17 protein-coding genes and 1 pseudogene are annotated in these 24,618 nt (G+C 72.9%); 6 read left to right on the plus strand and 12 right to left on the minus strand.

Translation table 11 applies throughout. From position 1 onward, the window contains the following. A partial coding sequence (locus POL25_RS40415; protein ID WP_272091761.1) for an FIST signal transduction protein occupies window positions 1-1,185 on the plus strand: 1,185 nt, incomplete at its 5' end. 5 nt (window positions 1,186-1,190) lie between these two features. Further along, complete coding sequence (locus POL25_RS40420; protein WP_272091762.1) at window positions 1,191-2,702, plus strand: sensor histidine kinase; 1,512 nt, start codon at window positions 1,191-1,193, stop codon at window positions 2,700-2,702. 51 nt (window positions 2,703-2,753) lie between these two features. Here the strand turns inward: POL25_RS40420 and POL25_RS40425 are convergent, their stop codons facing one another. Further along, window positions 2,754-2,978 (minus strand): hypothetical protein, encoded by a 225-nt coding sequence (locus POL25_RS40425; protein WP_272091763.1) that lies wholly within the window; start codon window positions 2,976-2,978, stop codon window positions 2,754-2,756. A gap of 146 nt (window positions 2,979-3,124) precedes the next feature. Between POL25_RS40425 and POL25_RS40430 the strand changes: the two genes are divergently transcribed. Then, window positions 3,125-3,934 (plus strand): metallophosphoesterase family protein, encoded by an 810-nt coding sequence (locus POL25_RS40430; RefSeq protein ID WP_272091765.1) that lies wholly within the window; start codon window positions 3,125-3,127, stop codon window positions 3,932-3,934. Window positions 3,935-4,014: 80 nt separating this feature from the next. On the opposite strand, the gene POL25_RS40435 is transcribed toward POL25_RS40430, so the two are convergent. The 8 genes from POL25_RS40435 to mfd form a co-directional block, all read right to left on the minus strand. Further along, window positions 4,015-4,362, minus strand: a complete 348-nt coding sequence (locus tag POL25_RS40435; RefSeq protein ID WP_272091767.1) for a hypothetical protein — start codon at window positions 4,360-4,362, stop codon at window positions 4,015-4,017. A 62-nt stretch (window positions 4,363-4,424) separates the two neighbouring features. After that, entirely contained in the window at window positions 4,425-5,189 is a 765-nt protein-coding gene (locus tag POL25_RS40440) for an RluA family pseudouridine synthase (protein ID WP_272091768.1), read from the minus strand. 58 nt (window positions 5,190-5,247) lie between these two features. Beyond that, complete coding sequence (locus POL25_RS40445) at window positions 5,248-8,133, minus strand: serine/threonine-protein kinase (RefSeq protein ID WP_272091769.1); 2,886 nt, start codon at window positions 8,131-8,133, stop codon at window positions 5,248-5,250. Between the two features lie 39 nt (window positions 8,134-8,172). Further along, window positions 8,173-8,490, minus strand: coding sequence for a hypothetical protein (locus POL25_RS40450; protein ID WP_272091770.1), 318 nt, complete (start codon window positions 8,488-8,490; stop codon window positions 8,173-8,175). A gap of 10 nt (window positions 8,491-8,500) precedes the next feature. After that, complete coding sequence (locus tag POL25_RS44755; RefSeq protein WP_272091771.1) at window positions 8,501-8,881, minus strand: ribosomal protein L7/L12; 381 nt, start codon at window positions 8,879-8,881, stop codon at window positions 8,501-8,503. Between the two features lie 13 nt (window positions 8,882-8,894). Further along, window positions 8,895-12,014, minus strand: a complete 3,120-nt coding sequence (locus POL25_RS40460) for a serine/threonine-protein kinase (RefSeq protein ID WP_272091772.1) — start codon at window positions 12,012-12,014, stop codon at window positions 8,895-8,897. A gap of 407 nt (window positions 12,015-12,421) precedes the next feature. After that, window positions 12,422-12,583, minus strand: a complete 162-nt coding sequence (locus POL25_RS40465) for a hypothetical protein (protein WP_272091773.1) — start codon at window positions 12,581-12,583, stop codon at window positions 12,422-12,424. A gap of 110 nt (window positions 12,584-12,693) precedes the next feature. Beyond that, window positions 12,694-16,410, minus strand: coding sequence for a transcription-repair coupling factor (mfd, locus tag POL25_RS40470; RefSeq protein WP_272091774.1), 3,717 nt, complete (start codon window positions 16,408-16,410; stop codon window positions 12,694-12,696). Window positions 16,411-16,464: 54 nt separating this feature from the next. Here mfd and POL25_RS40475 point away from each other — a divergent pair, with 54 nt between their 5' ends. Then, window positions 16,465-17,922, plus strand: a complete 1,458-nt coding sequence (locus POL25_RS40475; protein WP_272091775.1) for a hypothetical protein — start codon at window positions 16,465-16,467, stop codon at window positions 17,920-17,922. A 61-nt stretch (window positions 17,923-17,983) separates the two neighbouring features. Here POL25_RS40475 and POL25_RS45130 read toward each other — a convergent pair. Continuing rightward, window positions 17,984-18,170 (minus strand): annotated as a pseudogene (locus POL25_RS45130) (helix-turn-helix transcriptional regulator); the annotation flags it as partial. A gap of 263 nt (window positions 18,171-18,433) precedes the next feature. Here POL25_RS45130 and POL25_RS40485 point away from each other — a divergent pair. Both POL25_RS40485 and POL25_RS40490 read left to right on the plus strand, forming a co-directional pair. Next, window positions 18,434-19,207, plus strand: a complete 774-nt coding sequence (locus POL25_RS40485) for an alpha/beta hydrolase (RefSeq protein ID WP_272091777.1) — start codon at window positions 18,434-18,436, stop codon at window positions 19,205-19,207. 770 nt (window positions 19,208-19,977) lie between these two features. After that, window positions 19,978-21,924, plus strand: coding sequence for a DUF8809 domain-containing protein (locus tag POL25_RS40490; protein WP_272091778.1), 1,947 nt, complete (start codon window positions 19,978-19,980; stop codon window positions 21,922-21,924). Window positions 21,925-22,097: 173 nt separating this feature from the next. Here POL25_RS40490 and POL25_RS40495 read toward each other — a convergent pair whose 3' ends face one another. Both POL25_RS40495 and POL25_RS44760 read right to left on the minus strand, forming a co-directional pair. After that, window positions 22,098-23,024, minus strand: a complete 927-nt coding sequence (locus tag POL25_RS40495; protein WP_272091779.1) for a response regulator — start codon at window positions 23,022-23,024, stop codon at window positions 22,098-22,100. Beyond that, window positions 23,021-24,613 carry a sensor histidine kinase gene (locus POL25_RS44760; protein ID WP_272091780.1) on the minus strand — a complete coding sequence of 531 codons (1,593 nt, stop codon included), beginning with the start codon at window positions 24,611-24,613 and terminating at the stop codon, window positions 23,021-23,023. The genes POL25_RS40495 and POL25_RS44760 overlap by 4 nt, the downstream gene beginning before the upstream one ends. Between the last annotated feature and the right edge of the window lie 5 nt (window positions 24,614-24,618).

Here is a 24,618-nt window from a genome sequence, read left to right on the forward strand (position 1 = left end):
AGTCGGCGACGGTCCCGCTATATGCTGACCGCGACGACCGCATCAATCACCCACGACGACCCATATCAGGCCGGTCGCGACCTCGCGGCCGAACTGAATGACGCGCTCGGCGCTTCGCCGGACGTCGTCCTCCTATTCGCGTCGCCCACCTACGATCCGCGCCGGCTCCTCACCGGCCTCTACCGTCGGCTGACCCCGCGCGTGCAACTCGTCGGCTGTACCAGCTTCGCCGAGATCGGCCACGAAGGCGCCGTCAGCGGCACCGTCACCGCTCTGGGCGTGCGCACCCGCGATCTCGAGGCCCACGCCCTCTACGCGACCCGGGCCAGCGGCGACAGCTTCGCGGTCGGCCGCGCGCTCGGCGAGCAGGCGCACGATCGGGACGCCGCCATGCTGCTGTTGCTGGTCGACGGCGTCCGGCTCGACAGCGCGTCCGTATTGCGCGGCGCGCAATCGGTGCTCGGCCCCGAGTTCCCGATCGTCGGCGGCCTCGCGGCCGACGACGCCCGATTCGAGCGAACGCGCCAATTTTGCGGCCGCGACATCCTCGAGGGCGCCGCCGTCGGCCTCGCGTGCACGGGCTCGGTGCGGCTCGCGACCGTCGCGCGCGGCGGCTGGGAGCCGATCGGCGCCACCCGTCGCTGCACCCGCGTCGAGCGCGACCGCCTCGTGCTCGAGCTCGACGGTCAGCCCGCGCTCAACCTCTATCGCGAGTACCTCGGCGCCCACGGTCGCGACCTCCGCACGGCCGGCATCGAGTTCCCGCTCGGGATCGTCGGCCTGCCCGATCGGCCGTGGGCGGGCGACGACGCGATCCAGGTCGTGCGGGCCGTGTACGGCGTCGACGAGGCCCGCGGCGGGCTCCGCTGCACCCGCGACATCCCCGAGGGGGCCGAGATCCGCATGTTGCGAGCGACCAAGGACGACCTCATCCGCAGCGCCTCCGAGGCCGCCGCCGACCTCGGGCGCGCGCTGCCCGGCGGGCAAATCGCCCTCGTGTTCGACTGCTTCTCGCGCAAGATGGTGCTCGGCGCCCGCTACAAAGAAGAGGTCGCCGCTGCGTTTGCGCGCCTGCCCCCCGACGTCGCCCGCGTCGGCTTCTACACCTACGGCGAGCTGGCGCCGGTGCGCGGGCAGACCGAGCACCACGACGCCACCTTCACCGCGGTCGTCATCGAGGGTTGACCGCGATGATCGACTGCGACTGCGTGTTCGAGCGCCCCGACCTGCCGGGGCTCCGCGACGACGAGGTGTTCGAGCACCTCGAGCGCTGCGGGACATGTCCCAAAGTACAGGCTGGCCCCGGACGGATCCTGCTCGCGCGCCTGCAGGACAGCGCCCGCAGCCTGCGCCGCGCCGCCAACCGGGCCCGCCAGGCCGAGCGCGAGCTCGCCGAGCTGCGGATCGACGTCGACCGCTCCGAGCAGCGGATCGCCAACCTCGAGCGGGTCCAGAAGGTCGGCACGCGCGAGGTCCTGCAGAAGAACGCCCTGCTGGCGATGATCTCGAGCATCACGATCGCCGCCAACGAGGCCCAGACCGAGGCCGACGTGTACCGGATCTGCATGCACAAGGTCTGCTCGGCCTCGGGGTGGTCGCTCGCGCGCCTCACCCCCGCCGGTGGTGGCACCAGCCGCTGGCACGTCGCCGACCGCCTCGCCGCCGAGTTCACCGGCCTGCTCGGCGACGGCGAACCGACCGCGCTCGGCCTCGAGGCCCTGCGCGGCGGCAAGCCGGTGTGGGCGCCGGATCTGCGGGCCCGCCTCGACACGCCGTGGATCGAGCGCGCCGCCGCTCTCGGCCTGCGCGGCGGCGCGGCCCTGCCGGTGGTCGTCGGCGGCCACGCGATCGCCGTCGTCGAGTTCTTCGGCACCGCCGGCGAGGGCACCGCGACCGCGTTGATGCTGGCCATGGCGACCATCGGCGCCGAGATCGGCCGCGTGCTCGCGCGCCTGCGCGCCGACGAGGCCGTGGCCCACGCGCGCGACGCCGCCGAGGGCGCCAGCCGGGCCAAGAGCGCCTTCCTGGCCAGCATGAGCCACGAGCTGCGGACCCCGCTCAACGCCATCCTCGGCTACGCCGACCTCGTGCACGAGATCCTCGACGAGGAGGACGCGACCGACGTGCGCGGCGACATCGTCCGCATGCGACAGGCCGGCGAGCACCTGCTCGGCCTCATCAACAACATCCTCGACCTCTCCAAGGTCGAGGCCGGCCGCATGCCGGTGATCCCCGAGCGCTTCGACCTCGGGGCCCTCGTGCGCGACACCGCCGAGCTGCTCAAACCATTGATGGACCGCCGCAACAACGTCGCCCGCCTCGACCTCGCCGGCGACCTCGCCGACGTCGAGACCGACCCCACGCTGGTGCGCCAGATCCTCTTCAACCTGATCAGCAACGCCTCCAAGTTCACCGACGCCGGCACCATCAGCATCGCCGCCGCGCGCCAGACCGACCCTTCCGGCGAGCCATGGTTCCACCTCTCGGTCGCCGACACCGGCATCGGCATGACCGAGGCGCAGTGCGATCAACTGTTCGAGCCCTACCGCCAGGTCGACCCCCGCCTGGCCCGCCGCGCCGGCGGCACGGGCCTCGGCCTGTGCCTGTGCCGCGGCCTCTGCACCCTGCTCGGCGGCACGATCGCGGCGTACAGCGCCCCCGGACGCGGCTCCTGCTTCACCGTCCGCCTGCCGCTGCGCTGAATCACCGCGGTAGCGAATGCATGCACCCGCGGCTCGATGCATTCGCCGCGCTCACGGCTTCGGGTTTGCGAGCGGCGCCCGCAGATCGCAGCCGCCACCCCGGATCACCAGCTCGCGGCCCTCGACCGTGACCGCGACGACGGGCGCGCCGCCGGGTCCGCGGGTGGGCTGGCGGCGACCTCCGCCGCGTCGCCCGCCGCCGGGACCGCCGGTGCCGCGGCCTCCGGCGCCCGCTCCTCCGCCGGCGGCCCGCCACCAACCGGTACGAAGAGACATGTTACAAAGGACATGTCGAATCGGACATGCTTCATGGGCCATGCTCCCGGCGGCCGGAGCTGCGCGCCTCGACCGTCCGCCAGTGTGCCAGGAGATCGCGGCCGGTGGCGCTGGTGCGGCGTGGCCGGGGCGGCTACCCTGCCGGCGTGCGGATCGTGCAGATCGACCGCGAGCCGTTCCACGCGCTCGCGTACCTCGACGCCGCGCCGCGCGGCGGCTCGCAGACGCGCGAGCTGCCGCTGCTGCGCGCGCGCGTCGACGCGTTGCCGGCCCAGCTCGACGCCCTGCTCGTCACCTCCGACCTGCAGGGCCGGGCCGCCCTGGCCGAGGCCGGGGGCGCCCTGCGGCTGCTCGGCGAGGCGCTGGCCGAGGAGTACGCCACCCTCGCCGCGCTCGATCTCGTGCCCGACCCCGGCTTCACCGGCGTCGTGCTCGCGGGCGACCTCTACGCCGCCCCGGCCGCCGATCGCCTGGGCGCCACCGGCGACGTCCGCGACGTCTGGCGGGCCCTCGCCGCGCGCTTCCGCTGGGTCGCCGGTGTCGCCGGCAATCACGACCTGTTCGGCAAGCCGAGCGAGCAGGCCCGCTTCGTCCGCGAACCCGGCGTGCACCTGCTCGACGGCCGCCAGGTCGAGCTCGACGACCTCGGCGTCGCCGGCGTCGGCGGGATCTGCGGGCGCCCCGGCAAGCCCAATCGCCGCCCGCCCGACGAATTCGTGGCCGCGATCCGCCGCCTCCTGCCCGCGCGCCCGCACCTGCTCGTCCTGCACGAGGGCCCCGACGGCGGCCCGCACCGGTTCGGCAACCCCGACGTGCGCGCCGCCGTCGACGGCCGCGGCGCCCTCGTCGTCTGCGGCCACTCCCACTGGCACGACCCGCTGGTCGAGCTGCCGGGCGGCACCCAGGTCCTGAACGTCGACGCCCGCGCCGTCCTGCTCGAGCGCGCGGATGGCTGATCGGGCATGCCCCGTCGGACATGCTCCATCGAGCATGTCTCATCGAACATGTCCCATCGGCCATGCTGAACGCACGCCGCTCACGGCGCGCGGAACTGCTGCGGCATCCCGTCCTCGACCGTGATCGTCACCACCACGTCGACCGGCCCCGGCGCGCCGACGTGGAGGATGAACGCCACCCCGCCGGAGTGCGGCGACACGTTCGACACCCACACGTCCGCGTCGCCGAGCGAGAAGATGTAGTCCTGCAGGCCCTGCCCGTCGGGGCCGACCACCGCGGCCGAGCCGTAGTCGGTCGCCTCGGCCGCCGACACGTGCACGATCGACAGCGGCGTGATCGGCGGGTGGATGCCCCACTTGAAGTCCAGGCGCGAGCGCCCGAGCAGGCCGTGCTCCTTGCCGTAGAAGACGCGGATCGAGTTCGCCACCGCAAATTCATGGCACCGGCCGGGCGCCGCGCCGCCCGGTCCGCGTCGGCCTGCGCGCCGGATCAACCGTCGCGTCCGCCAGCGTCCGTCGCGTCGCCGCCGTCACCGACGACTCGCGCCTGCGCGCTCGCGCCGGCCACCAGCTCGGTCGTGATGCCGAGTCCGGCGAGCGCGCCCGCCAGATCGGCCGGCAGCGGTGCCTTCACGGCGACCCGCGCCCCCGTGTGCGGGTGCGGCAGCGCCAGCGACCACGCGTGCAGCGCCAGCCGGTGCAGGTCGTGGTGCTCGCGGAACCACCGGTTGTGTTCGCCCTTGCCGTAGCGGACATCGCCGATCAGCGGGCAGCTGATGTGCTTCAGGTGGCGGCGGATCTGGTGCAGGCGCCCCGTCAGCGGCCGCGCCTCCACCAGCGCGTAGCGACCGGCGCGCGCCAGCGTCGTCACCTCCGTGACCGCCGGCACGCGCGGCCCGTCCTCCGCGCGCGGGATCGGGTGATCGATCGTCACCGCCGCGGGCGGGTTGCCGCGGACCAGCGCCAGGTAGCGCTTCTCGACCTGGCCCGAGGTCCAGACCTCCTGCATCGCCCGCGCCGTCGCCGAGTCGAGGGCGAACGCCAGCGCCCCGCTGGCCCCGCGGTCGAGGCGGTGCACCGGGTACACGTACGCCCCGACGGCCTCGCGCGCCAGGTCGAGCAGCGCCACCTCGTCGTCGGCCCAGCCGCGGTGGACCACCAGCCCGGCCGGCTTGGCGACGATCAGCAGCCGGTCGTCGCGGTAGAGGATGAAATCCTGCTGCCCCGAAGGACATGTCTCATCCGACATGCTCATGCCCCTCCACGACATGACCGATCGGACATGTCCTCCGTGACATGGCCCGAGAGCCCTGTCACTGCGCCCCCCCGGCCTCGCGCAGCTTCGCCGCGGCCAGGCGCTCGCGCTCGAACGCGGCCCCGGCCGCCTGCAGGTCCGCCTGCGCCTGCCCGGCCAGCTCCGCCGCGTCCGCCTCGCCGCGGGCCGCGTGGATCTGGGCCAGCGCCAGGCGGGCCCGCCCGCGCGCCAGCGGGGCCGGCAGCAGCGGCAGCGCCCGCCGCAGCAGCGGCTCCGCCAACTCGGGCGAGCCGCGGGCCAGCAGCACCCGCCCGCGCAGGGCCAGCGCCGCGGCGTTCTGCACCGGCGTCGCGCCCGGGCGCGGGCGCGGCAGCGCGGCCTCGGCCGCCTCGGCCTCACCCGCGAGCAGCAGCGTCTCGGCCAGCTCGGCGCGCGCCAGGTCGGTGTCGGGGTGATCGGCGCCGCGGTCCTTCTCGCGCAGCGCCAGCGCCTGCCGCAGCTCGACCAGCGCCTCCTCGAAGCGGCCCTGCCACGCCAGCGCCGCGCCGATGCCCGCGCGCACGTCGGCGACCGCGCCCGGGTCGACGCGCTCGCCCCCCGCCAGCAGCGCCAGCGCCCGCTGCGACAGCTGGCCCGCGTCGACCCACTGAGCCTGGCGCGCCAGCGACTTCGCAAGGTTGTCGAGCGTCGGCGCCAGCTTGACGTGGCGCGGCCCGTACAGCGTCTCCTCGGTCGCCAGCGCCCGCCGCAGCAGCGTCGTCGCCTGCGCCAGGTCGCCGACCTCCGTCAGCACCATCGCCAGGTTGCTGCGGCCGATCGCCACCTCCGGGTGATCCTTGCCGAACCGCGCCTCGCGGATCGCCAGCGAGCGCTCGAGGTGCTCCGCCGCCGCCGCCAGGTCGCCGCGCAGGAACTCGACCCGGCTCATGTTGCCGAGCACCAGCGCGACCTTCGGGTTGTCGGCCACGTCCTCGGCCTCGTAGATCGCCAGGGCCCGGCGATAGTCGGCGGCAGCCTCGTCGTTGCGGCCCTCGGCGGCGCGGACCACCGCGCGATTGTTGTGGAACGCCGCCGCGATGCGCGGCCGGTCGGACAGCCGCAGCAGCAGGGCCGCGGCGCTGCGCTCCCACAGCGCCGCGCGGACGCGGTCGTTGCGGTGATAGCCGTCGACGATCAGCAGCGCGCTCGCGGCCTCCGCGGCGACCTCGAGCGCACCTGTCCCGAGGGCCATAAAGTAAGCGTCGCTCAGCGCCGCCGACGCGCGCTCGTAGTCCGCCAGCGAGCGCTGGAGGTTGCCGATCCGCAGCAGCGCCTCGGCCACCAGCGCCGGCTCGCCGAGCGCGCGCGCGGCCGCCAGCACCACCTCCGCGCGGGCCAGCGCCGGCTTGTAGCGGCCGACCTCGTTGGCCGTCTTGATCTCCGCCAGCCAGCGCCGGACCTCCTCGCCGCGCATCGTCCGGCGGACATCGGTCTCGCGCAGCCACGCCGGCAGGCCCTCGACCTCGACGCAGGCCGCCACCGGCTCGAGCTGGCCCTCCGCCTTGACCGCGTGGCGCGCCGCCGAATCTGGCTCTTCGGCCAGGGCCGTCAGCATCGCCGCCAGCTCGCGCGCCTGTCCGCTGAGACAGGTCATGCGCCCGACCAGCGCCGGCTGCTGCTCGGGCGCCGCCTCCTCGTAGGCCTCACAGGCGGCCCGGTAGAGCTCGCTCCAGCGGCCCGCGCGGGCCTCCATCGCCGCCGCCAGCGTGGTCCACGTCTCGTCGGCGTACGGCGCCGCGACGCCGGTGATCGCCGCCCGCAGCGGGCCCTGTCGCTCGGCCCACAGGCGCGCGACCCGATCGGCGTGGCCCTCGCACTCGCCGACCGTCTCGCGCCACAGCGAGAACCCCAGCCCGCCGGCGACCGCCAGCAGCAGCACCAGCGCCGCCACCATCAGCCGGCGCCGGCGCAGCCGCGGCGCCTCGGTGATCGCGTGCAGCAGCGCGTCCATCGACGCGTGGCGCTGGTTCGGCACCGCCGCCAAGCCGCGGGCCAGCGCCGCGCGCAAGAACATCGGCACCTTCGCCAGCCGCGGCGGCCGCCGCAGCTCGCCGGCCATGACCGCCTGGAAGCGGTGCGCCGGGTCGCCGTCGGGGAACGGCCGCACCCCGAACAGCGCCTCGTAGAACGCCACGCAGAAGCTGAACTGATCCGACCGCGTATCGCACGGCAGCCCGAGGTGCTGCTCCGGCGCCATGTAGGGCGGCGTCCCGGCGATCATCGAGGTCTGCGGCCCGGGCGCGCCCGCGTGCAAGATCCGCGCGACCAGCGACGACGGCGGCCCCACCCCCGTCATGCGCGCCAGCCCGAAGTCGAGCACGCGCACCCGCCCCTGCACGTCGATCATCGCGTTCTCGGGCTTGAAGTCGCGGTGGACCATCTCGGCGCGGTGGGCCGCCGCCAGCCCGCGCCCGGCCTGCACGAACGCCGCCGTCACCTCTTTCCATGGGCGCGGCGCGTCGCGGCCGATCCACTTGCGCAGCGTCTCGCCCTCGATGAACTCCATCGCCACGAAGACCTCGTCGGCGAGCACCCCGACCTCGTGGACCGCGACCACGTTCGGGTGGTCGAGCCGCGCCAGCGCCTGCGCCTCGCGCAGCAGCCGGGCCGCGCCGTCGCCCCCGTCGTCGGAGGCGCGCAGCAGCTTGATGGCGATCTTGCGCCCGAGCTGGCGGTCCTCCGCCTTGTAGACCACGCCCATGCCGCCGGCGCCGAGCCGCGCCTCGATGGCGAAGCGGCCGATGCGCGCCGGCATGGCTGCCTCTTTGGACATGTCCTCACGAACATGTCTCTTGCGCCCGGAGCGCGGCGGCTGGGTCGACATGTCCTGCTGCGGGCCCAGGCGCAGGGTCGGGGCCGATGCGCCCGGGACCCCGTCGGACCGCTCGTCGCGCGAGCCGCTCACGGCCCGGCACTATAACCCGCGGCGCCGGGCGCCGGGCCGTCAATCGGCCTGCGGCTCGCCCTCGCCTGCACTCGCGGGCGCGGCCGCCGGCGGCGCGAAGCGTTGCCACACCCGCTGCCCCGGTCGCGTCTCCGAGCGAAACAGGATCCGGCCCATCCCGTCGTGCTGGTAGCGCACGCACAACCCGCTCGCGGGCGGCCGCTGGAACAGCGCCGTCGCCTCGCGGCGTGTCAGCGTCGAAAGGTCGTGCACCGCCGTCTCGCACGTCTCGCACCGGCGCACCTTGGCGTCGCCCGCGAACGCGTGCCAGTCCTCGTCGCAGGCGAAATTGAGGCGGAGGCTGCGGATCGGGGCCATCGCGCGCGCCTCAGCGGATCTCGACCTTCGCGCCGAGCGCCTCCAGCTCCATGCGCAGCGCGTGCACCTCGCGGTGGACCCCGCGCAGCACCACGCTCGGCGTCTGCTCGATCATCACCATCACCTCGCCGAGCGTCAGCGTCGGCGTCACCTCGCGCAGCGTCTTCATCACCTGCACCCGCTGCGGCCCGGACCACAGCAGCACCACCTCGAACTCGGGGATGCCCATCTCGATCCCCTGGACGACGGGCGCGCCCATGGTCACGTACTCCTGCTCGACGTACGCCGGCTCCATCCCCCACCGGTCCTCGAGCTCGAGGATCAACTCCTGCAGCTCGCCCGGGCCGAGGCGACTCAGGAACGCGACCACATCCTCGCGTGTGACCGCCACCCTGCCCTCCGCGTCAGCCGCCGAACATCATGTAGCCGAGCACGATCAGCACCACCCCGCCGATCGTCATCACCGCGATCGATCCGGCCGACATGCCCGGCACCACGTCGGGCAGCGTCTCGTCCTCGAGCGGCAGCGGCTGGGCGTGCAGCGGATGCACCGGCTGCGGCTGGACCGGCAACGGGCGGATCGGCAGCGAGCGCGACGACAGCACCTCGACCAGCTGCGACTCGCCGTCGGACCCGATCACCTCGTGGACCTCGAGCGCCGAGAACACCTCCGACACCGCCGTCTCGCCGAGCGCCTCCGACTCCTCGGCGATCGCCGCGAACGCCTTGACCAGCGACACGCCCGGCGGCCCGGCGGGTGCCGGCGCGCCCGGGCTCGCCGGCGGCTCGGGCGGCTCGACCAGCACCACCGCGTCGCCGGCCAGCTCCTCGAGCGTGTCGACCTCGTCGACCTCCTCGATCTCGGCGATCTCGACCGACGAGTCGAGCGGCCCCATCGGCAAGGTCTTGCGCGGCTGCGCGGCGCGGCGCAGCGTCGAGGTCAGCACCGGCGGGCCGGCGGCCAGCATGGTGTCGGTGCGGCGGCCGGGCAGGATCGGGCCCGGCGGCATCGGCTCGCGCCGGCCCACGGCCGCCGACAGGGCCTCGCCGAACTCCGCCGCGGTGCGGAACCGGTGCTCGCGGTTCCACGTGATCGCGGTGCGGATGACCATGCGGATCGACTCGGGGACGCTCAGCTCGCCGATCAGCCGGTCGGTGTTGCGGATGACGTCCATCGTCAGGTCGCGCTCGTAGAACAGGAACGCCAGCGTCATCCCGAGCCCGTACACGTCGGCGCGGGCGTCGGCCTCGCTGGCCCGCTCCATCATCTCGGGCGCGGCGTAGATGACCGTGCCGAGCCCGCCCGCGGTCCCGCCGGTGGTGTCCTCGGCGCGCACCAGATCGAAGTCGGTGAGGTACGGCGAGAACTCGTCGGAGACCAGGATGTTGCTGGGCTTCACGTCGCGGTGGAAGATCCCGCGCTCGTGGGCGAACGCCAGCGCGTCGGCCACCGCCAGCAGGATCTGCAGGCGCCGCGTCACCGACAGCCGCCCCGTCATCACCGCGTCGCGCAGGTTGCCGCCCGACACGAACTGCATGGCGAAGTACTCGTACTCGCCGTCGCTCGCCGAGGGCTCGATGATCTTGACGATGTTGGGGTGCTCGATCTGCGCCATGATCCGCGCGCCGCGGAAGAAGCGCTCGCGCCGCTCGGCGTTGTGGACGTGCTGCGCGTGCAGCACCTTGAGCGCCACCTCGGTGTCCGTCGTCTGATCGAGCGCGCGCCAGACCGTGGCGAAGCCGCCGGCGCCGAGCTGGTCGAGCACCATGAAGCGCTCGTCGAGCACGTCGCCGCGGTGCAGCGGCCGGCCCATGCGCAGCGACCGGCGCAGCGACTTGATCTCCTCGTGGATCTCGCGCGTGTCCTCGCCGATCGCCTCGAGCCGGGCCTTGCGGACCCGCGCGGCCTCGATGCGCTGCTCGAGGTCGCGGATGTTGTCGAGCCGGGTGTCGCCGACCGGCAGGCCGATCTTGGTGCCGCCGCGCGGCGGGGCCGTCTGCGGCAGGCCGAGGCTGACGACCAGTTGGTCGCACACCTGCTCGAGCACGCGGTCGGCGTCGGCCGCCGCCAGGCGGTCGAGCGGCTGCGACGGGTCGCCGAGCGTGCGGAAATCGAGCAGGTCGGTGCCCTCGTAGGGCGTCTCGCTGACCATCAGCCACATCACCGGCAGCCCGCGCTCCTGGGCCATCACCACCAGCGAGTAGAGCTCGCCGCCGGGCGCCAGCTCCTCGCCGATGAAGCGCGGCGAGATCAGCAGGATCACCGCCCGCGCCCGCGCGAACGCCTCGGCCAGCACGTCGATGCGCGACGCCTTCGACGACGAGTCGCCGGCGTTCCAGATCTCGAGCTGCGTGGTGTCGCGGTGGGACCGCAGGTGCTCGCGCAGGTGATCGAACCACCGGCGGTCGCCGCGGCCGTGGGCGATGATCACGTGGTCGCCCGGCGGCGCGACCGGCCGCGACGAGCTCAGGTCGGCGCGCCGCGCCGCCGGCACCTCCGAGTCGGACGGCGCGTGGGCCACCGCCTCGATCAGCGTCAACAGCCCCGAGCGCTCGGTCCGGCCGAACGAGTTGTCGGGCGAGTTGGCCGCGTACGCGCCCTCGAACGGCTCGAGCGCGGCCCGCAGCTCGAGGCACGAGGCGAACCGCTGCTCGCGGTCCTTGCAGAGGCAACGTTCGATGATCGCCGCCAGCTCGGCCGGCAGCCCGTGCACGCGCTCGGTGATCGGCATGTGCGGGAAGTGCAGGATCGCCGTCAGCACCGACGGCACGTCGGGCCCGGAGAACACCGGCACGCCGGCCAGCGCCCGGTACAAGATCGCCCCGATCGCCCAGATGTCGGTGCGCGGGTCGACGAACGCCGCGCCGCGGGCCTGCTCCGGCGACATGTACTCGGGCGTGCCCATGAACAGGTCGGCGGCGGTGCGCGACTTGCTGGCGCCCGACGCGGCCGAGAACTTGGAGATCCCGAAGTCGAGCAGCTTGACCAGCACGCGGTCGTCGCCGATCTCGTGCAGGTAGATGTTCTCCGGCTTCATGTCGCGGTGGACGATGCCGGCGCGGTGGACCGCCTCGAGCCCGACCAGCGCCTGCCGCATCAGGTGCACCGCGAGGTCGGGCTGCAGCTGGCCCTCCTCGAGGATCCGCGACTCGAGCGAGCGCCCGGACAGCCGCTCGAGCACGATGTACGGCCCGTGCGCGCTGCTCTTGACCAGGTCGAGCACGTCGCACACGTGCGGGTTGTGGACCCGCCCGGCCGCGGTCGCCTCCCAGAAGAACCGCGCGAGCACGGCCGGGTCGCTGACGACCTCGGCGCGCAGCGACTTGATCGCGACTTCCTTCTGCGTGTCGATGTTGCGGGCGTCCCACACCAGGCCGAAGCTGCCTTCGCCGATCAGGCGCTTGAGCCGGTACTTCTGGTCGAGCAGCACGACCTCGCCCGACGACGGGCAGACCTCGACGTCCTCGGCGTGCAGCTCGGCGCAGTACGGGCACTGCAGCGAGTCGCGCGCTTGCGGGAACATGTGCGTCACGACGGGGAGCCCTCGCGCGCAGGTGCGGCGCCGAACGCCCGCGCTGCGGTGCCGGGGCGGAAAGCCCCCACACGCAGCGAGGTCCCGGGTGAGCTCGGCAGCATCGCCGCGGATTGTATACCAACGCGTGGGGCCTCGGGCGCAGCGTCGGGCGCTGCAGGCGCGTCACGGACGACGGACCCGGCGATGCCCGACGCTGCGAGATCCTGGCGATCGCAGACGGGGCGAACTCCGCCCCTGCGCGACCGTTCGCTGCCGGCGCGGCTGCGAGCGCCCATGCGCGCACACGATCCCACCCGTGAAAGCCCGCAGGGTCGCCCTGGTGGGGTCGCAGCGGCCTCACCGCGTGGACCGGAGGCCCCGCCCGGCGCCTCGACTCCGGCCATTGCCGCGGCGGATCATTGCGCATTGTCGGCGGCCGATATTCGCTCCGCCAATGACATGACCACGCCGCGATCACCCGCTCCGCGGCCTCCCGACCCCGCGCCGGCGGCCCGCGCGAGCCGTGCGATCGGCAGCGCCGGCAGATCGGCCTCGATCGCCCCGCAGACCGCGTCCATGGCCATGGACTCGCCGGCAAATCACCGCCGCAGCGCCGGCGAACCACTCGCTCGCACAAAGTCAAGCGCAGCCGCGGCGGGCTGGATCTCTCGCGGCGAGACGCGCGGGCCTACCGCTTCTTGTTCGCCGGCGTCGGTTTGCTCTCGGCGATCTGCGCCAGTTCGGCCAGCGCCGCCACCGCGACCTTGAGCTGCGTGCGGCGATCGGGCCCGCGGGCCTCGGGCACCGTCGCCACCACGCGGTCGCCTTGCAGCTTGAACTTGCCGTGCGTGCTCGCGCCCAGGCGACCGGCTGTCTCTCCGGACAGGGGCGTGTCGGGCCCGAGGCGGACCGCCAGGCGCGTGGCCTTGAGCTCGACCGCCAGCGCGCCGAGGCGGCGGCCGTAGGTCTTGCAGATCATCACCAGCCCGAGGTGCTCCGCCTCGAGCGGGGCTTCGCCGTAGCGGTCGATGATCTCGCTCATCACGTCCTCGACCGCATCGCGGTCGCGGGCCGCCGACAGCCGGCGGTACAGGTCGAGGCGCTGGCCGACGTCGCGGACGTACGCCTCCGGCAGGTAGGCCGGGCTGTCGAACGCGATCTCCGGATCGGTCTCCCGGAGGATCGGCTCGCCGCGCAGCTCGGCCACCGCCTCTTGCAGGATCCGCGCGTAGGCGTCGAACCCGATCGCCTGGATCTGCCCGCTCTGGCGCGCCCCCAGCAGCTCGCCGGCGCCGCGGATCTCGAGGTCGTGGACCGCCACGCCGAAGCCCGAGCCGAGCTCCGCGTGGCGCTGGATCGCCTCGAGCCGGCGGCGCGCCTCGGGGGCCAGCCGCTCGAGCGCCTGCACCATCAGGTAGCAGTGGGCGCGCTGCTTGCTGCGGCCGACGCGGCCGCGCAGCTGGTACAGCTGGGCCAGGCCGAACTGGTCGGCGTGGGCGATGAACATCGTGTTGGCGCGCGGGATGTCGAGCCCGCTCTCGATGATCGTCGTCGACACCAGCACGTCGGCGCGGTGCTCGACGAACTCGAGCATCGTCCGCTCGAGCATCTCCTCCGGCATCTGGCCGTGGGCGACCAGCACGCGGGCGTGCGGCACCAGCTCGCGGATCCGGACCGCGTGCTCCTCGATGCCGAGGATCTTCGGCACCACGTAGAACACCTGCCCGCCGCGGGCCAGCTCGCGGGTGATGCCCTCCTCGATCACCGCGTCGCCGATCCGGACGATGGCGGTCCTCACGGCCAGGCGGTCGATCGGCGGCGTGCGGATCATGCTGATCTCGCGCATGCCGAGCAGCGACATGTGCAGCGTGCGCGGGATCGGCGTGGCCGACATCGTCAGCACGTCGACCTGGGCCTTGAACTTCTTGAACCGCTCCTTCTGGGCCACCCCGAACCGCTGCTCCTCGTCGATCACGAGCAGGCCGAGGTCCTTGAAGCGCACGTCCTTGCCGAGCAGGCGGTGGGTGCCGATCACCACGTCGACCTCGCCGCTGGCGATGCCCTCGATCACGCGCCTCTGCTGGCGGTCGCTGGCGAAGCGGTTCAGCACCTCGACGCGCAGGTCGAACGGCGTCAGCCGCTCGCGGAAGGTGATCCCGTGCTGTTGCACGAGCACCGTCGTCGGCGCCAGCACGGCCACCTGGCGGCCGTTCTGGGCCACGCGGAAGGCTGCCCGCAGCGCGACCTCGGTCTTGCCGAAGCCGACGTCGCCGCAGATCAGGCGGTCCATCGGGCGGGCGCGGCCGAGGTCGCCCTGGACCGAGTCGATCGCCGTCTCCTGGTCGGGCGTCTCCTGGAACGGGAAGCTGTCGGCGAACGACTGGTCGTACTCGTCGGGGCCGGGGTAGGCGGTCCCGGGCGTCGCCTCGCGCTGGGCGTAGATCTGCAGCAGCTCCTCGGCCATCTGCCGCACCTCGGTCTTGACCTTGTTGGCCTTGACCAGGAAGGTGCTGCCGCCCATCTTGTCGAGCTTCGGCGGCTTGCCCTCGGCGGCCACGTAGCGCTCGATCTCCGACAGGCGGTAGACCGGCAGGTACAGCTTGTCGCCGCCCGCGTACTCGAGCTGCACGTAATCGCCCGGCGCCCCGCCGAGCTGCAGCTGCACCAGCCCGACGTAGCGGCCGACGCCGTGCTGCAGGTGGACCACGTAGTCGCCGACCCCGAGCTGCGACAGGCTCGACAGGCCGGTGCGTCGGCGCGACTGGGCCCGCCGCGTCGACTTGCCGAACAGGTCGTACTCCGACAGCACCAGCAGCCGCGCCGCCGGGTAGTCGAAGCCCTCGCTGAGCTCGCCGACCGCCACCTGCACGCGCGTGCCCGCGGTCGTCGGCGCCCGCAGGTCGATCGGCGCCAGCTCGGGCGCCAGCGCCTCGGGGGCCAGGCCGTGGCCGCGCAGCGCCCCGACCAGGCGGTCGACCTGGGCCCGCCCCGGCACCACCAGCAGCACCGTCCACGGCAGCAGCTCGCCGAGGTCGCCGGCGGCCGCCGGCGTGTCGGTCTGCAGCGCCCGGATCTGCTCGACCAGCGGGCGCATCGCCTCGCCGCTGCGGTCGGCCCGCGACGCCTCGAGCGCGGTCCGCAGCGGCTTGTTCGAGCCGACCTGCAGCCATACCGCCGGCCGCTCCTCGCCTGCCTGTTTGGACATGCCCTTGCGGGCATGCCCCTTCGGACCTGCCCCTTCGGACCTGTCCCCGGATTCAGATGATTCGCCCGGCTCGCCCTCGATCAGCAGCCGGGTCAGCACGATCGGCGCCGCGCGCAGGCGGCGGCCGAGGTCGGCGGCGGGCACGAAGAACTGCTCGGGCGGGGCGATCACGCCGCGCTCGGCGAGGGCGCGGCCGTGCTGCTCGTCCAGCTCTTGGGCCTGCTCCTCGGCGACCTGCTGCAGCGCGTCGGGCTCCTCGACGACCCATCGGGTGCCGCGCGGCAGGTAGTCCCACAGCGGCGCCATGCCGTCGTGGAAGATCGGGGTCAGCGCCTCGACGCCGAAGAACTCGAGGCCCTGCTCGAGGTTGTCGACGATCTGCCGGCTCTTGCTCGACGGCGCCAGCGCGGCGTCGGCGAGCGCCAGCACCCGCGTACGCAGCGAGGCCGCGGTGGTCGCCACCGTCTCGCGCACCGGGTGGATCGCCACCGAGGTGACCGCCCGCAGGCTGCGCTGCGACTCGGGGTCGAACAGGCGCAGGCGCTCGATCATGTCGTCGTCGAACTCGACGCGGGTCGGGAACCGCGAGCAGCCGACGAACAGGTCGATCACGCCGCCGCGGACCGCGTAGGTGCCCGGGTCCTCGACCACGTCGACGCGGGTGTAGCCGGCCCGCTGCAGCGCCGCGATCGCGGCCTCGCGCGGCAGCTCGTCGCCCTCGCCCCAGCGCGTGCAGAGATCGAGGAATTGCGGCGGCGGGATCACCCGCCGACGCAGCGAATGGACGCTGGCGACGATCAGCTTGGGCGGCTCGGCGTGGCGATCGACGAGCCGGTACAGCGCCGCCAGCCGCAGCGCCATGGTCCGCGGGTCGGCGGCGGCGTCGGCGTACGGCGAGGTGTCGAGCTCCGGCACCACCAGCACCGGGCCGTCGCCGGCCTCGCGCAGCGGAGCGCCGAGGAAGAACGCGGCGTCGCCGGCCAGGGCCCGCGCGCTGGCCTCGTCCGGCGCGACCGTGAACACCGGAGCCTCCGCCCGACTGGCCGCCATCGCCAGCGCGTAGCCGCGGAACCCGCCGACGGCGCCGACGACCCGCACGTCGCTGGCCTCGCGCACCGCCGTGAGCACGCGCTCCAGCGGATCGCCGGGGACGACGGAGGCGGCGCGCTGCGAGGCGGGGGCGGCAGGACGGTCGGGCACGACGGAGCCGCGGGAGGGTAGCGGCGCCGCCTCGCCCCCGCTACCCTGCTCGTCGTGTTGCGTCGCACTGCCCCGCGAACCCGCCGTGAGTCTGCGCCGCCGCAGGACCGCGAAGATGAGCTCCCGTCGCTGCCCCGTCCTCGGACGACCGACCTCATCCGCGAACCTGCGCCGCGTCTCGCAGGGGCGCGTCGCCTCGGCGCCGCCCTCGCGCTGATCGCCCCGCTGGCCTGCGGACACGGCGCTCCGAGCGGTCCGGCGGTGGCGGCCGATCCGGACACGACCAGTCCTTCCGGACATGCCCCTCCGGCCAGCCAGGCCACGACGACCGCCGGCGGCATGTCGCAGCCGCGGGCCGAGGCGCTCACCAAGAAGATCATGGAGGCGGTGGCGGCCGCCCGCGGCCTGCCGATCACCGGCGGGGTGGCGGTCGAGGTGCTGAGCCGCGGCGACGTGCGCCTGTTCGCCGAGAAGTCGATGTACGAGCACCACAGCCGCGACGAGATCCGGCTGTTCACCCGCATCGAGGCCAGCCTCGGGGTGCTGCCGCCCGGGGCCGACGGCGAGCAGATCCTGCTCGACATGCTCGAGCTCGGCGTGATGGGCATCTACGAGCCGAAGAAGAAGGCGATGCTGATCGGCACCCACGTCAGCGAGGCGCAGCTCGACATGGTGGTGGGCCACGAGATCGCCCACGGCCTGCAAGACATGCACTTCGATCTGCTGCGCCTGCAGAAGCCGATCCCGGGCGACAGCGACGCCGAGACGGCGCGCACGTTCCTGGTCGAGGGCGACGCGCAGGCGGCCTATCTCGCCTGGGTGTCCGGTCCCACCGGGCTGTCGGCGATCCCACCCGAGGTGCTGGCGACGGTCGGCGACCAGGCCCTGAGCCTGTCGTCGATGCTCGACCACCCGATCCTCAACCGCTCGCTGCAATTGCCGTACGCCGACGGGGCGGCGACGGTGGCGGCGTTGGTCCGCGAGAAGGGCTGGGCGGCCGTCGACGCGCTCTACAAGGACCTGCCGACGACCAGCGAGCAGATGCTCCACGTCGACAAGCTGATCGCCCGCGAGCCGGCGATCGCGGTCAAGGCCGAGCCCACGGCGCTGGCCGCCGCGCTGCCCGGGCACGCGCTGGTCTGGCAAGACACCCTGGGCGAGTCGACGCTGCTGTGCATGCTGGCGGACTCGGTGCCGACGAGCGACGCGCGCGCGGCCGCGGCCGGCTGGGGCGGCGACCACCTGCTGGTGTTCGACCGCAAGGCCGGTCCCGAGGTGCTTCCGCTGGTGATCGGGATGATCGCGTGGGACTCGGAGGCGGACGCCCGCGAGTTCGAGGCGGCCTTTTCCAAATACCTGATGGAGAAGATGCCGACGACGTCGCTGGTCCGCCGCCGCAACGACCGGGTGCTGTTCGCCACGGGGATCCCTCAAGGCCTCGGCGGGGCGCTCGACCCGGCGGCCTGGAGCGCGTTCCCGGCCCAGCCGCGCGCGAAGAAGCAGGCCTCTTAGGACATGCCCCTCGGGGCATGTGCTCCGGGACATGTACTCGGGAGCATGTCCCTCGGGTCATGAACATCAGCGGCGGCAGGAAGAACCCGGCCGTCGATCGGCGCACCGAGCCCGATCGACGTCTGCACGTCGCGGTAGAGCGTGCGTACCGACACGCCCTGCGCCTCCGCCATTTGCGCGGCCGAGACCGGGTGCCGGTGGCGGCGGAGCGCGTCCAGGACCGCGAAGAGCCGCTGGGTCCTGTCCATCGCCCGGACCCTCGCAGGGCTGTCGAGGGCGGCGCGCGATGCGGGCCGTGCCTCCGCGGCCGCACCAGCGCCCGGCGGCGCCGGACCGCCTCGCCGGCCGCGATCCGCAGGTATGGCACGGGTCCATCGCTCGCGCACGCCGCCACGATCGCGCATTCGCCGTCGTGGGCGCGCTCGCGGCCCCGGCGACCGAAAGCAGCGAATGTGAGAGGAGCCCACGTGCCGACCTGCGTCATCCGACTATGCCCTCGCTCAGGAGACTCATGGCCACTCACGTCATCTACAAGATCGGCCCGTTCAGCCTGCCCAAGTTCGCCGGCGAGCGTCACGTCCGCGTGTATCTCCCGACCGAGCGCAACGACGGCTCACCGCTGCCGGTGCTCTACATCTTCGACGGACAGAACATCTTCCACGACGACCCCTCGATGGCAGGAGGCTGGTATCTGCACCACGCCGCGCACGACCTGCACGCCGTGGGCAAGCCGGCGCCCGTGATCGTCGGCATCGATCACGGCGGCGTCGACCGGATCCACGAGCTGTCGCCGTTCCCGTGGGAGGACAGCCGCGGCGAGGCCGATCACCTGATCGACTGGCTGACGGACGAGCTGGTCCCGCGGATCCAGCGCGAGTTCTCGGTCCGCGACGACGTCGCCGGCACCGCGATCGGCGGCTCGTCGATGGGCGGTCTCGCCGCCCTCTACGCCCACTTCCGCCGCTCCGACATCTTCGGCGCCGCGCTCTGTATGTCCCCCTCGCTGTGGGTCGCCGAGCGCAAGATCTACGACCGCATCGCCGAACTCCCGCGCCCCCTCACCTCGCGGATCTACGTCGACGCCGGCGCCCACGAGGGCGACATGCTGTCCGACGCCGAACGCCTGGTGGCCCAGCTCCAGTCCTCCGGCTACAGCGACGACGAGCTGATGTGGCGCCCCGATCCGTACGGCGCCCACTCTGAACACCACTGGCGCAAGCGCGCCCCCGAAGCCCTCGAGTGGCTGTTCACGCCGCGCGCCGACGTCACCCGCTCGGCCGCGTGACCCGCCTGCCCGCAAGGGCATGCTCTTTAAAGCATAGCCTCGAGGACATGTTCATTAGAACATGTCCTTGAGGCTATTTGGTGCGCGACCAGCGTCCGGGCCACATCGGGGCGCGCGAGCACGGGCGTCGGACGCCTCTCACGTCGTCCTGCCCGCTGTGCCTGGCTTCGGCTTCTCGGGCCCACCTCCAGGGGCTGGAGTCCCGAGCGCATCGCCTTCGTCCGCCTCATGCCCGAGCTCGGCTACGACCGCTTCGGCGTCCACGGCACGATTTCGGCTCGATCGTCGGCCGCGAGATCGCCCTCGTCGCGTCCGACCCTCATCGGCGCCCACGTCACCCAGTGCTTCGCCTTCCCCTCCGGTGACCCTGACGACTTCGCCGCCCTCGCCGCCAGCGCACCGTCTTCTGGCAGGAGCACGACCGCGACGGTCACTTCGCCTCCGAGCTCGGCGACCTGCGCGCCTTCTTCGCGGCGCTGCGCGGACGCGCGGGTCCACCCGGCCCGCGTCCGGCGGGCCTGCCGCGGCCGCCCTGGCCCGGTTCTCGGGCCGAAGCCTCGCCGGGCTCGGCCGCTGCGGCTAGAATCGGCCGACGTGCCGCCCGCCCGTCGCGCTCCGGAGACCGCCTCGCCGCGCGCTCGCGCGCGGACCGTCGTAGATGTCCCCGGGGACAGGTCGATCACGAGGTCGTCGCAGGTCCTTTGGGACATGTCCGAACGTACAGCCCAGCCCGCCGCGCCGCGCTCGCGCTGCCGTGAAGAAGGTGTCCGATGAGCCAGGCCCCGAAGGACATGTCCGAACGCGCAGCCCAGGCCGCCCCGCGGGTCACCCGCCTCGTGCGGGCTGCCTGCCGGCGCGAGCGGATCGCCGACGCCGCCGCCCTGCTGACGCGGGTCGCCTTGCCGCTCGGCTGCGCCCTCGCGGCCGTCGCCCTGGTGGCGTCCCGCAGGCTCGACGCGCCCGCCTGGCTCGCCTGGCTCGGCCTCGTCCCGGCGGCGGCGGTGCTCGTCTGGGCGGTCGTGCGCCCGGCCCGGCCGCGGCGGGTCGCGCGGCGCATCGACGCTCACTACGGCCTCCACGACCTGATCGGCAACGCCCTCGAGTTCGCCGGCAGCAGCGCCTCCGCCGATCTCGCGGCCGCCGACCTGATGGCCCTGCACGTCGCCGACGCCGAGGCGGCCGCGCCGGCGATCGATCCGCGCCCGGTCGTCCCGCTGCGCCCGCCGGGCCTGCGGGTCCACGACTTCGCCGCGGTCCTCCTGCTCGTGCTGGCCTCGCTGGTCCCGTACCCGCCGGCGCCCGTCGCCGAGGATCATGCCTCTTCGGACATGTCCGAAGAACCAGCCAAGGCCGCCGCCAAGAAGCCGCCGCCCGACCGCGCCCTGGCCGAGCCGCTGCGCGAGGACCTGCGCGCGCTCAAGGAGGGCCAGGATCGGGCCGCCGCGCTGGCCGACCGGATGCTGCAGATCCTCGACGCCTACGGGCGCGGCGAGCTCGATCGCGAGGCCGCGTACGCCCAGCTCGAGCAGCTCGACAAGTCGCTGGCCGACGCCGAGGCCGAGCTCGAGGCGCGCATGGAGGAGGACCCGGCCGTGCTGGCCGAGGGCGTGCGCCAGCTGGCCGAGGCGCTCAAGCAGGAGGAGATCACGCAGGACGCGGCCGAGGCGCTGGCGCGCGGCGACGGCGACGAGGCCGAGAAGTCGCTGGCCGACGCCGAGGCCGCGGCCGAGGCCAGCGACGAGGCCGAGGAGTCGCTGCAGCGGGCGATGAAGCAGGCCGAGAAGTCGCTCGGCAAGGCGGCCGGCGAGAACACCGACACCGCGTCGCAGCTGGCCGAGGCCGAGCGCCGGCTCAAGCGCCAGCAGGAGCAGCCCGCCGCCGATTCGGACGAGCAGGAGCGCCGGCTCAAGAAGCAGCAGCAGAAGGTCGACGAGCTGCGCCGCCAGCACGAGCGCGAGAAGGCCGCCCAGCGCAAGCTCGACGAGCTGCGCCGCCAGGCCAACGACGCCCAGAAGGGCCAGCAGGGCTCGCAGCAGAAGAAGCGCGCGCTCGAGCAGCTGCGCCGCGGGGCCGGCGACGCCGCCCGCAAGGCCTCACAGGCGCGCCGCCTCGGCCAGGCCCGCGACGACCTCGAGGAGGCCAAGAGCTTCATGCGCCGCGCCGGCCAGGGCGGCGAGCAGGACGACAAGCGCAAGCAGCAGATGCAGAAGTTCGCCAAGGCCGCCAAGGGCAAGCGCGGCGACAAGAAAGAAGGCCCCACCATGCTGGTCGAGGGCGACGTCGGCGACGGCGAGCCGTCGATGCAGATGGAAGGCGACGCCGGCGGCGACCCGCAGGACAGCGGCGACGGCGGCAACCCGCAGGACAGCGGCGACTCCGGCGGCGACGGCCAGGACAGCTCGGGCCAGGACTCGGCCGGCGACGGCCAGGCGATGGGAGACGGCATGGGCCAGGGCTCGGCCGAGGCGCTCGGCGACGCCAGCGGCCTGAAGGTCAAGCCGAAGGACGTGCGCGTCGATCCCAGGCACGGCAAGGGCACCACCAAGGCGGAGATCATCAAGACCGCCAGCCAGGAGGGCTTCGCCTCGGCGCCCTACCGCGACATGTACCGCGACTACAAGTCGTTCGCCCAGAGCGCGCTCGACAGCGAGGCCCTGCCCGCCGAGCAGCGCCGCCGCATCAAGCGCTACTTCCAGATGATCCAGCCGCGCAAGTGAGGCGTCTGACCTCGAGGGCATGTCGGATGGGGCATGTCGCGCGGGACATGCTCGATCTGACATGTCCTATGGGCCAGCACCCTCTCGCGAAGCGACCCGCGTCTTCTGCCTGTCGCTTGGAGCATGCGGATTCAGCCCCCATTACGGGGCATGCGCTCGATCTGAATCCCCCGCTACTTGGCGTCCGCCGCGGTCGTCACCTCGCCGTGCAGATCCTTGAGGAACTGCACGCGGTCGCTCGCGCCGATCCATCGCTCCAGACGCTCTCGCTCGACCGGCAGCACCAGATCGTGGCTCTCGCTCGAGACGAGCGTCGCCATCGCCCGGAACGGCTGCGTGAAACCGTTCAACGCCACGAACACCCCCAGCCGGCAGCGGCGATGCTTGCGGTTCATCTTCCCGCGCAGCGAATCGAACTCGCGGCGCGGCACGGGTGAGCTCCAGTGCTTGCACTCGACGAGGAGGTACTGCCCTTCGTCTCGCCAAAACGGATCGCTCGACTCGATGCGCACGACGAGGTCCATCTCCTCGATGTCGTTGCGGCGGTTGCGACTGAAGACCACGAAGCCCGGCATGGTGCGAAAGAGCGTGTCGAGCACCTCCTCGAGGAGGGCCCCCTTGCGATTCTTGTCGGTCTCGCGCAGGCACGCGCTCCAGGTGTCTCGCAGCTGCCGATCGAGCTCGCCGCGTTCGAGGGCAGCGGCGTCGCGCGCGCGGACGCTCTCCCACGCGCTGCGCAGCTTGATCCGCAGCAGCGCATCGAGCACGGCGTTCTTCTCGAGATAGTCGTAGGCGCCGAGCTCGAAGGCCCGCTCGACGGCGCGGCTGTCGGCGTATCCGGTCACCACGATGGTCTTGGCCCCGGGCGAGCGCCGAGAAACCTCCTCCAGCAGATCGAGCCCGCTATCGGGCCCATCAGCGCCACGCAGCCGCTGATCGAGCAGGACCGCCGTCCAGTCGCCCGCGTCGAGCCTCGCCAGCGCCTCGTCGCGCGTGGCGGCGCTCTCGGCCGAGTAGCCCTCATCCTTGAGGATGCCGAGGTAGATCTGCACGAAGCTCGGATCGTCGTCGACGATCAGGATCTTGGGGCTCAGCGTCATGTCACTCCTTCGAGCGGGATCGGCAAGCGCAGGACGAAGCGCGCGCCTCCGCGTGGGCTCGGCTCACAATGGATCGAGCCGCGTAACTCGACTTCGATGACCTCGCGGACGAGCGCGAGGCCGTGGCCGCTCCCGCCCGCACGAAACGAGACGCCGTCGGCGAAGATCGCAGCACGCTGATCGGCCGGCACGCCTGGGCCGTCGTCCTCGACGAGGACGACGAGGCGAGCGCCCGACCTTCCCAGCATCTCGGCCTGGACAAGGATCCGCACCTCGGCTCCGCCGACCTGACTCGCGTTGCGCAGAAGGTTCAGCACGGCCAGAACGAATCGATCACGTCGACCGCGAAGATAGACGCGCTCGACACCGGCGGCCGCTTCGAACTCGACAGGATGTCGCAGCGCAGATTGCACGCCCGCGATCGCGTCGCGCAACGCCGCCTCCACCGCGAAGAGCTCGTCACGGCTCGACCCGTGACTCGTCATGCGCGCGGTCTCGGTGGCGAAACGGAGCGCTCGCTCGAGCCCACCGGAGATGACGCTCAGGGTCTCGGCATTGTCCGCGACGAACCCCTCCGAGCCGCCGAGGCGCCGCAACTGTTTCAAGGACAGCTGGACCGGAACCAAGATGTTCCGCAGCTCGTGCGCGACCATTCGCGTGTGCCGCCCCAGCTCCGCGGCTTCGGACACGGCCGGCGGCCGCCCGTGCAAGGCCTCATGCGCTTCATCGGCGAGGGTCGCCCGCGCGAGCGAGCGCAACGCCTCGCCGGAGGGTTGGTCGAGCTCGCCGAACAGCTCGACCCCGAGCGGGGTTACCCGACAACGCCAGTCGAAGACGCCATGCTCATCACGACGCTCCTCGACCTCGACCAGCCCTTCGAGCTCGAGCCGTCTTGTGAAGAAGTCCCACGGCCACGGCGCCGGGGCTCCGTCCTCAAAAAATTCGACCAGCGACTCAGTCAGAGCCTTGGCTCGACTCATGCTGACTCTCCATCGATCGTGATCGCCGAGCGCCGATGAGACCTCGAGCGCCAGCAACCACCGGACCGCCTCGCGCCCGCGAAGGCCGAGGAACACCTCGCCGGCGGCCAGAAGCTTCACTTCGCCCCGCACCGTCCGCGCGAGCTGGAGCTCGTCGGCATATCGCGAGACCCCGACGCCTCTCAGATCGGTATGTTCGGCGCGCGCCCTGGCGTCTGCCTCCTGAGCCACCTCCGCCGATCGTCGCCCGCGGATCCCTCCCGACAAGGCATCCCACCTCTTGACGATCTGGTGCCTGAGCAACACCGACAGCACGGCTCGCTCGAGCAACAGCTCATCCTTGTCCGGCTCGCCGACGAACAGCGCGGCGTCTGCGAGACCCGTGAGCAGACACTCGACGAGGAGCTCCTTGAATTCGCCGTCCCAGGGACGTAAGGCGTCCTCGAACCACCGAGCTTCACGACCTGCGAGCGACGCCTCCTCGGCCTCGAAGATCGCGAGGAACCACGCTTCCCGCCGCTCCGGGTCGAGCCACGTGGGAAATCGACGCAGCGTCAGCAAGCCCCGTCGAGCCAGCTCGAGGTGCCTGCGGAGGGCTTCGACGAACACTGCGC

This window comes from Nannocystis bainbridge (genome assembly GCF_028368995.1).
Lineage (GTDB): Bacteria > Myxococcota_A > Polyangia > Nannocystales > Nannocystaceae > Nannocystis > Nannocystis bainbridge.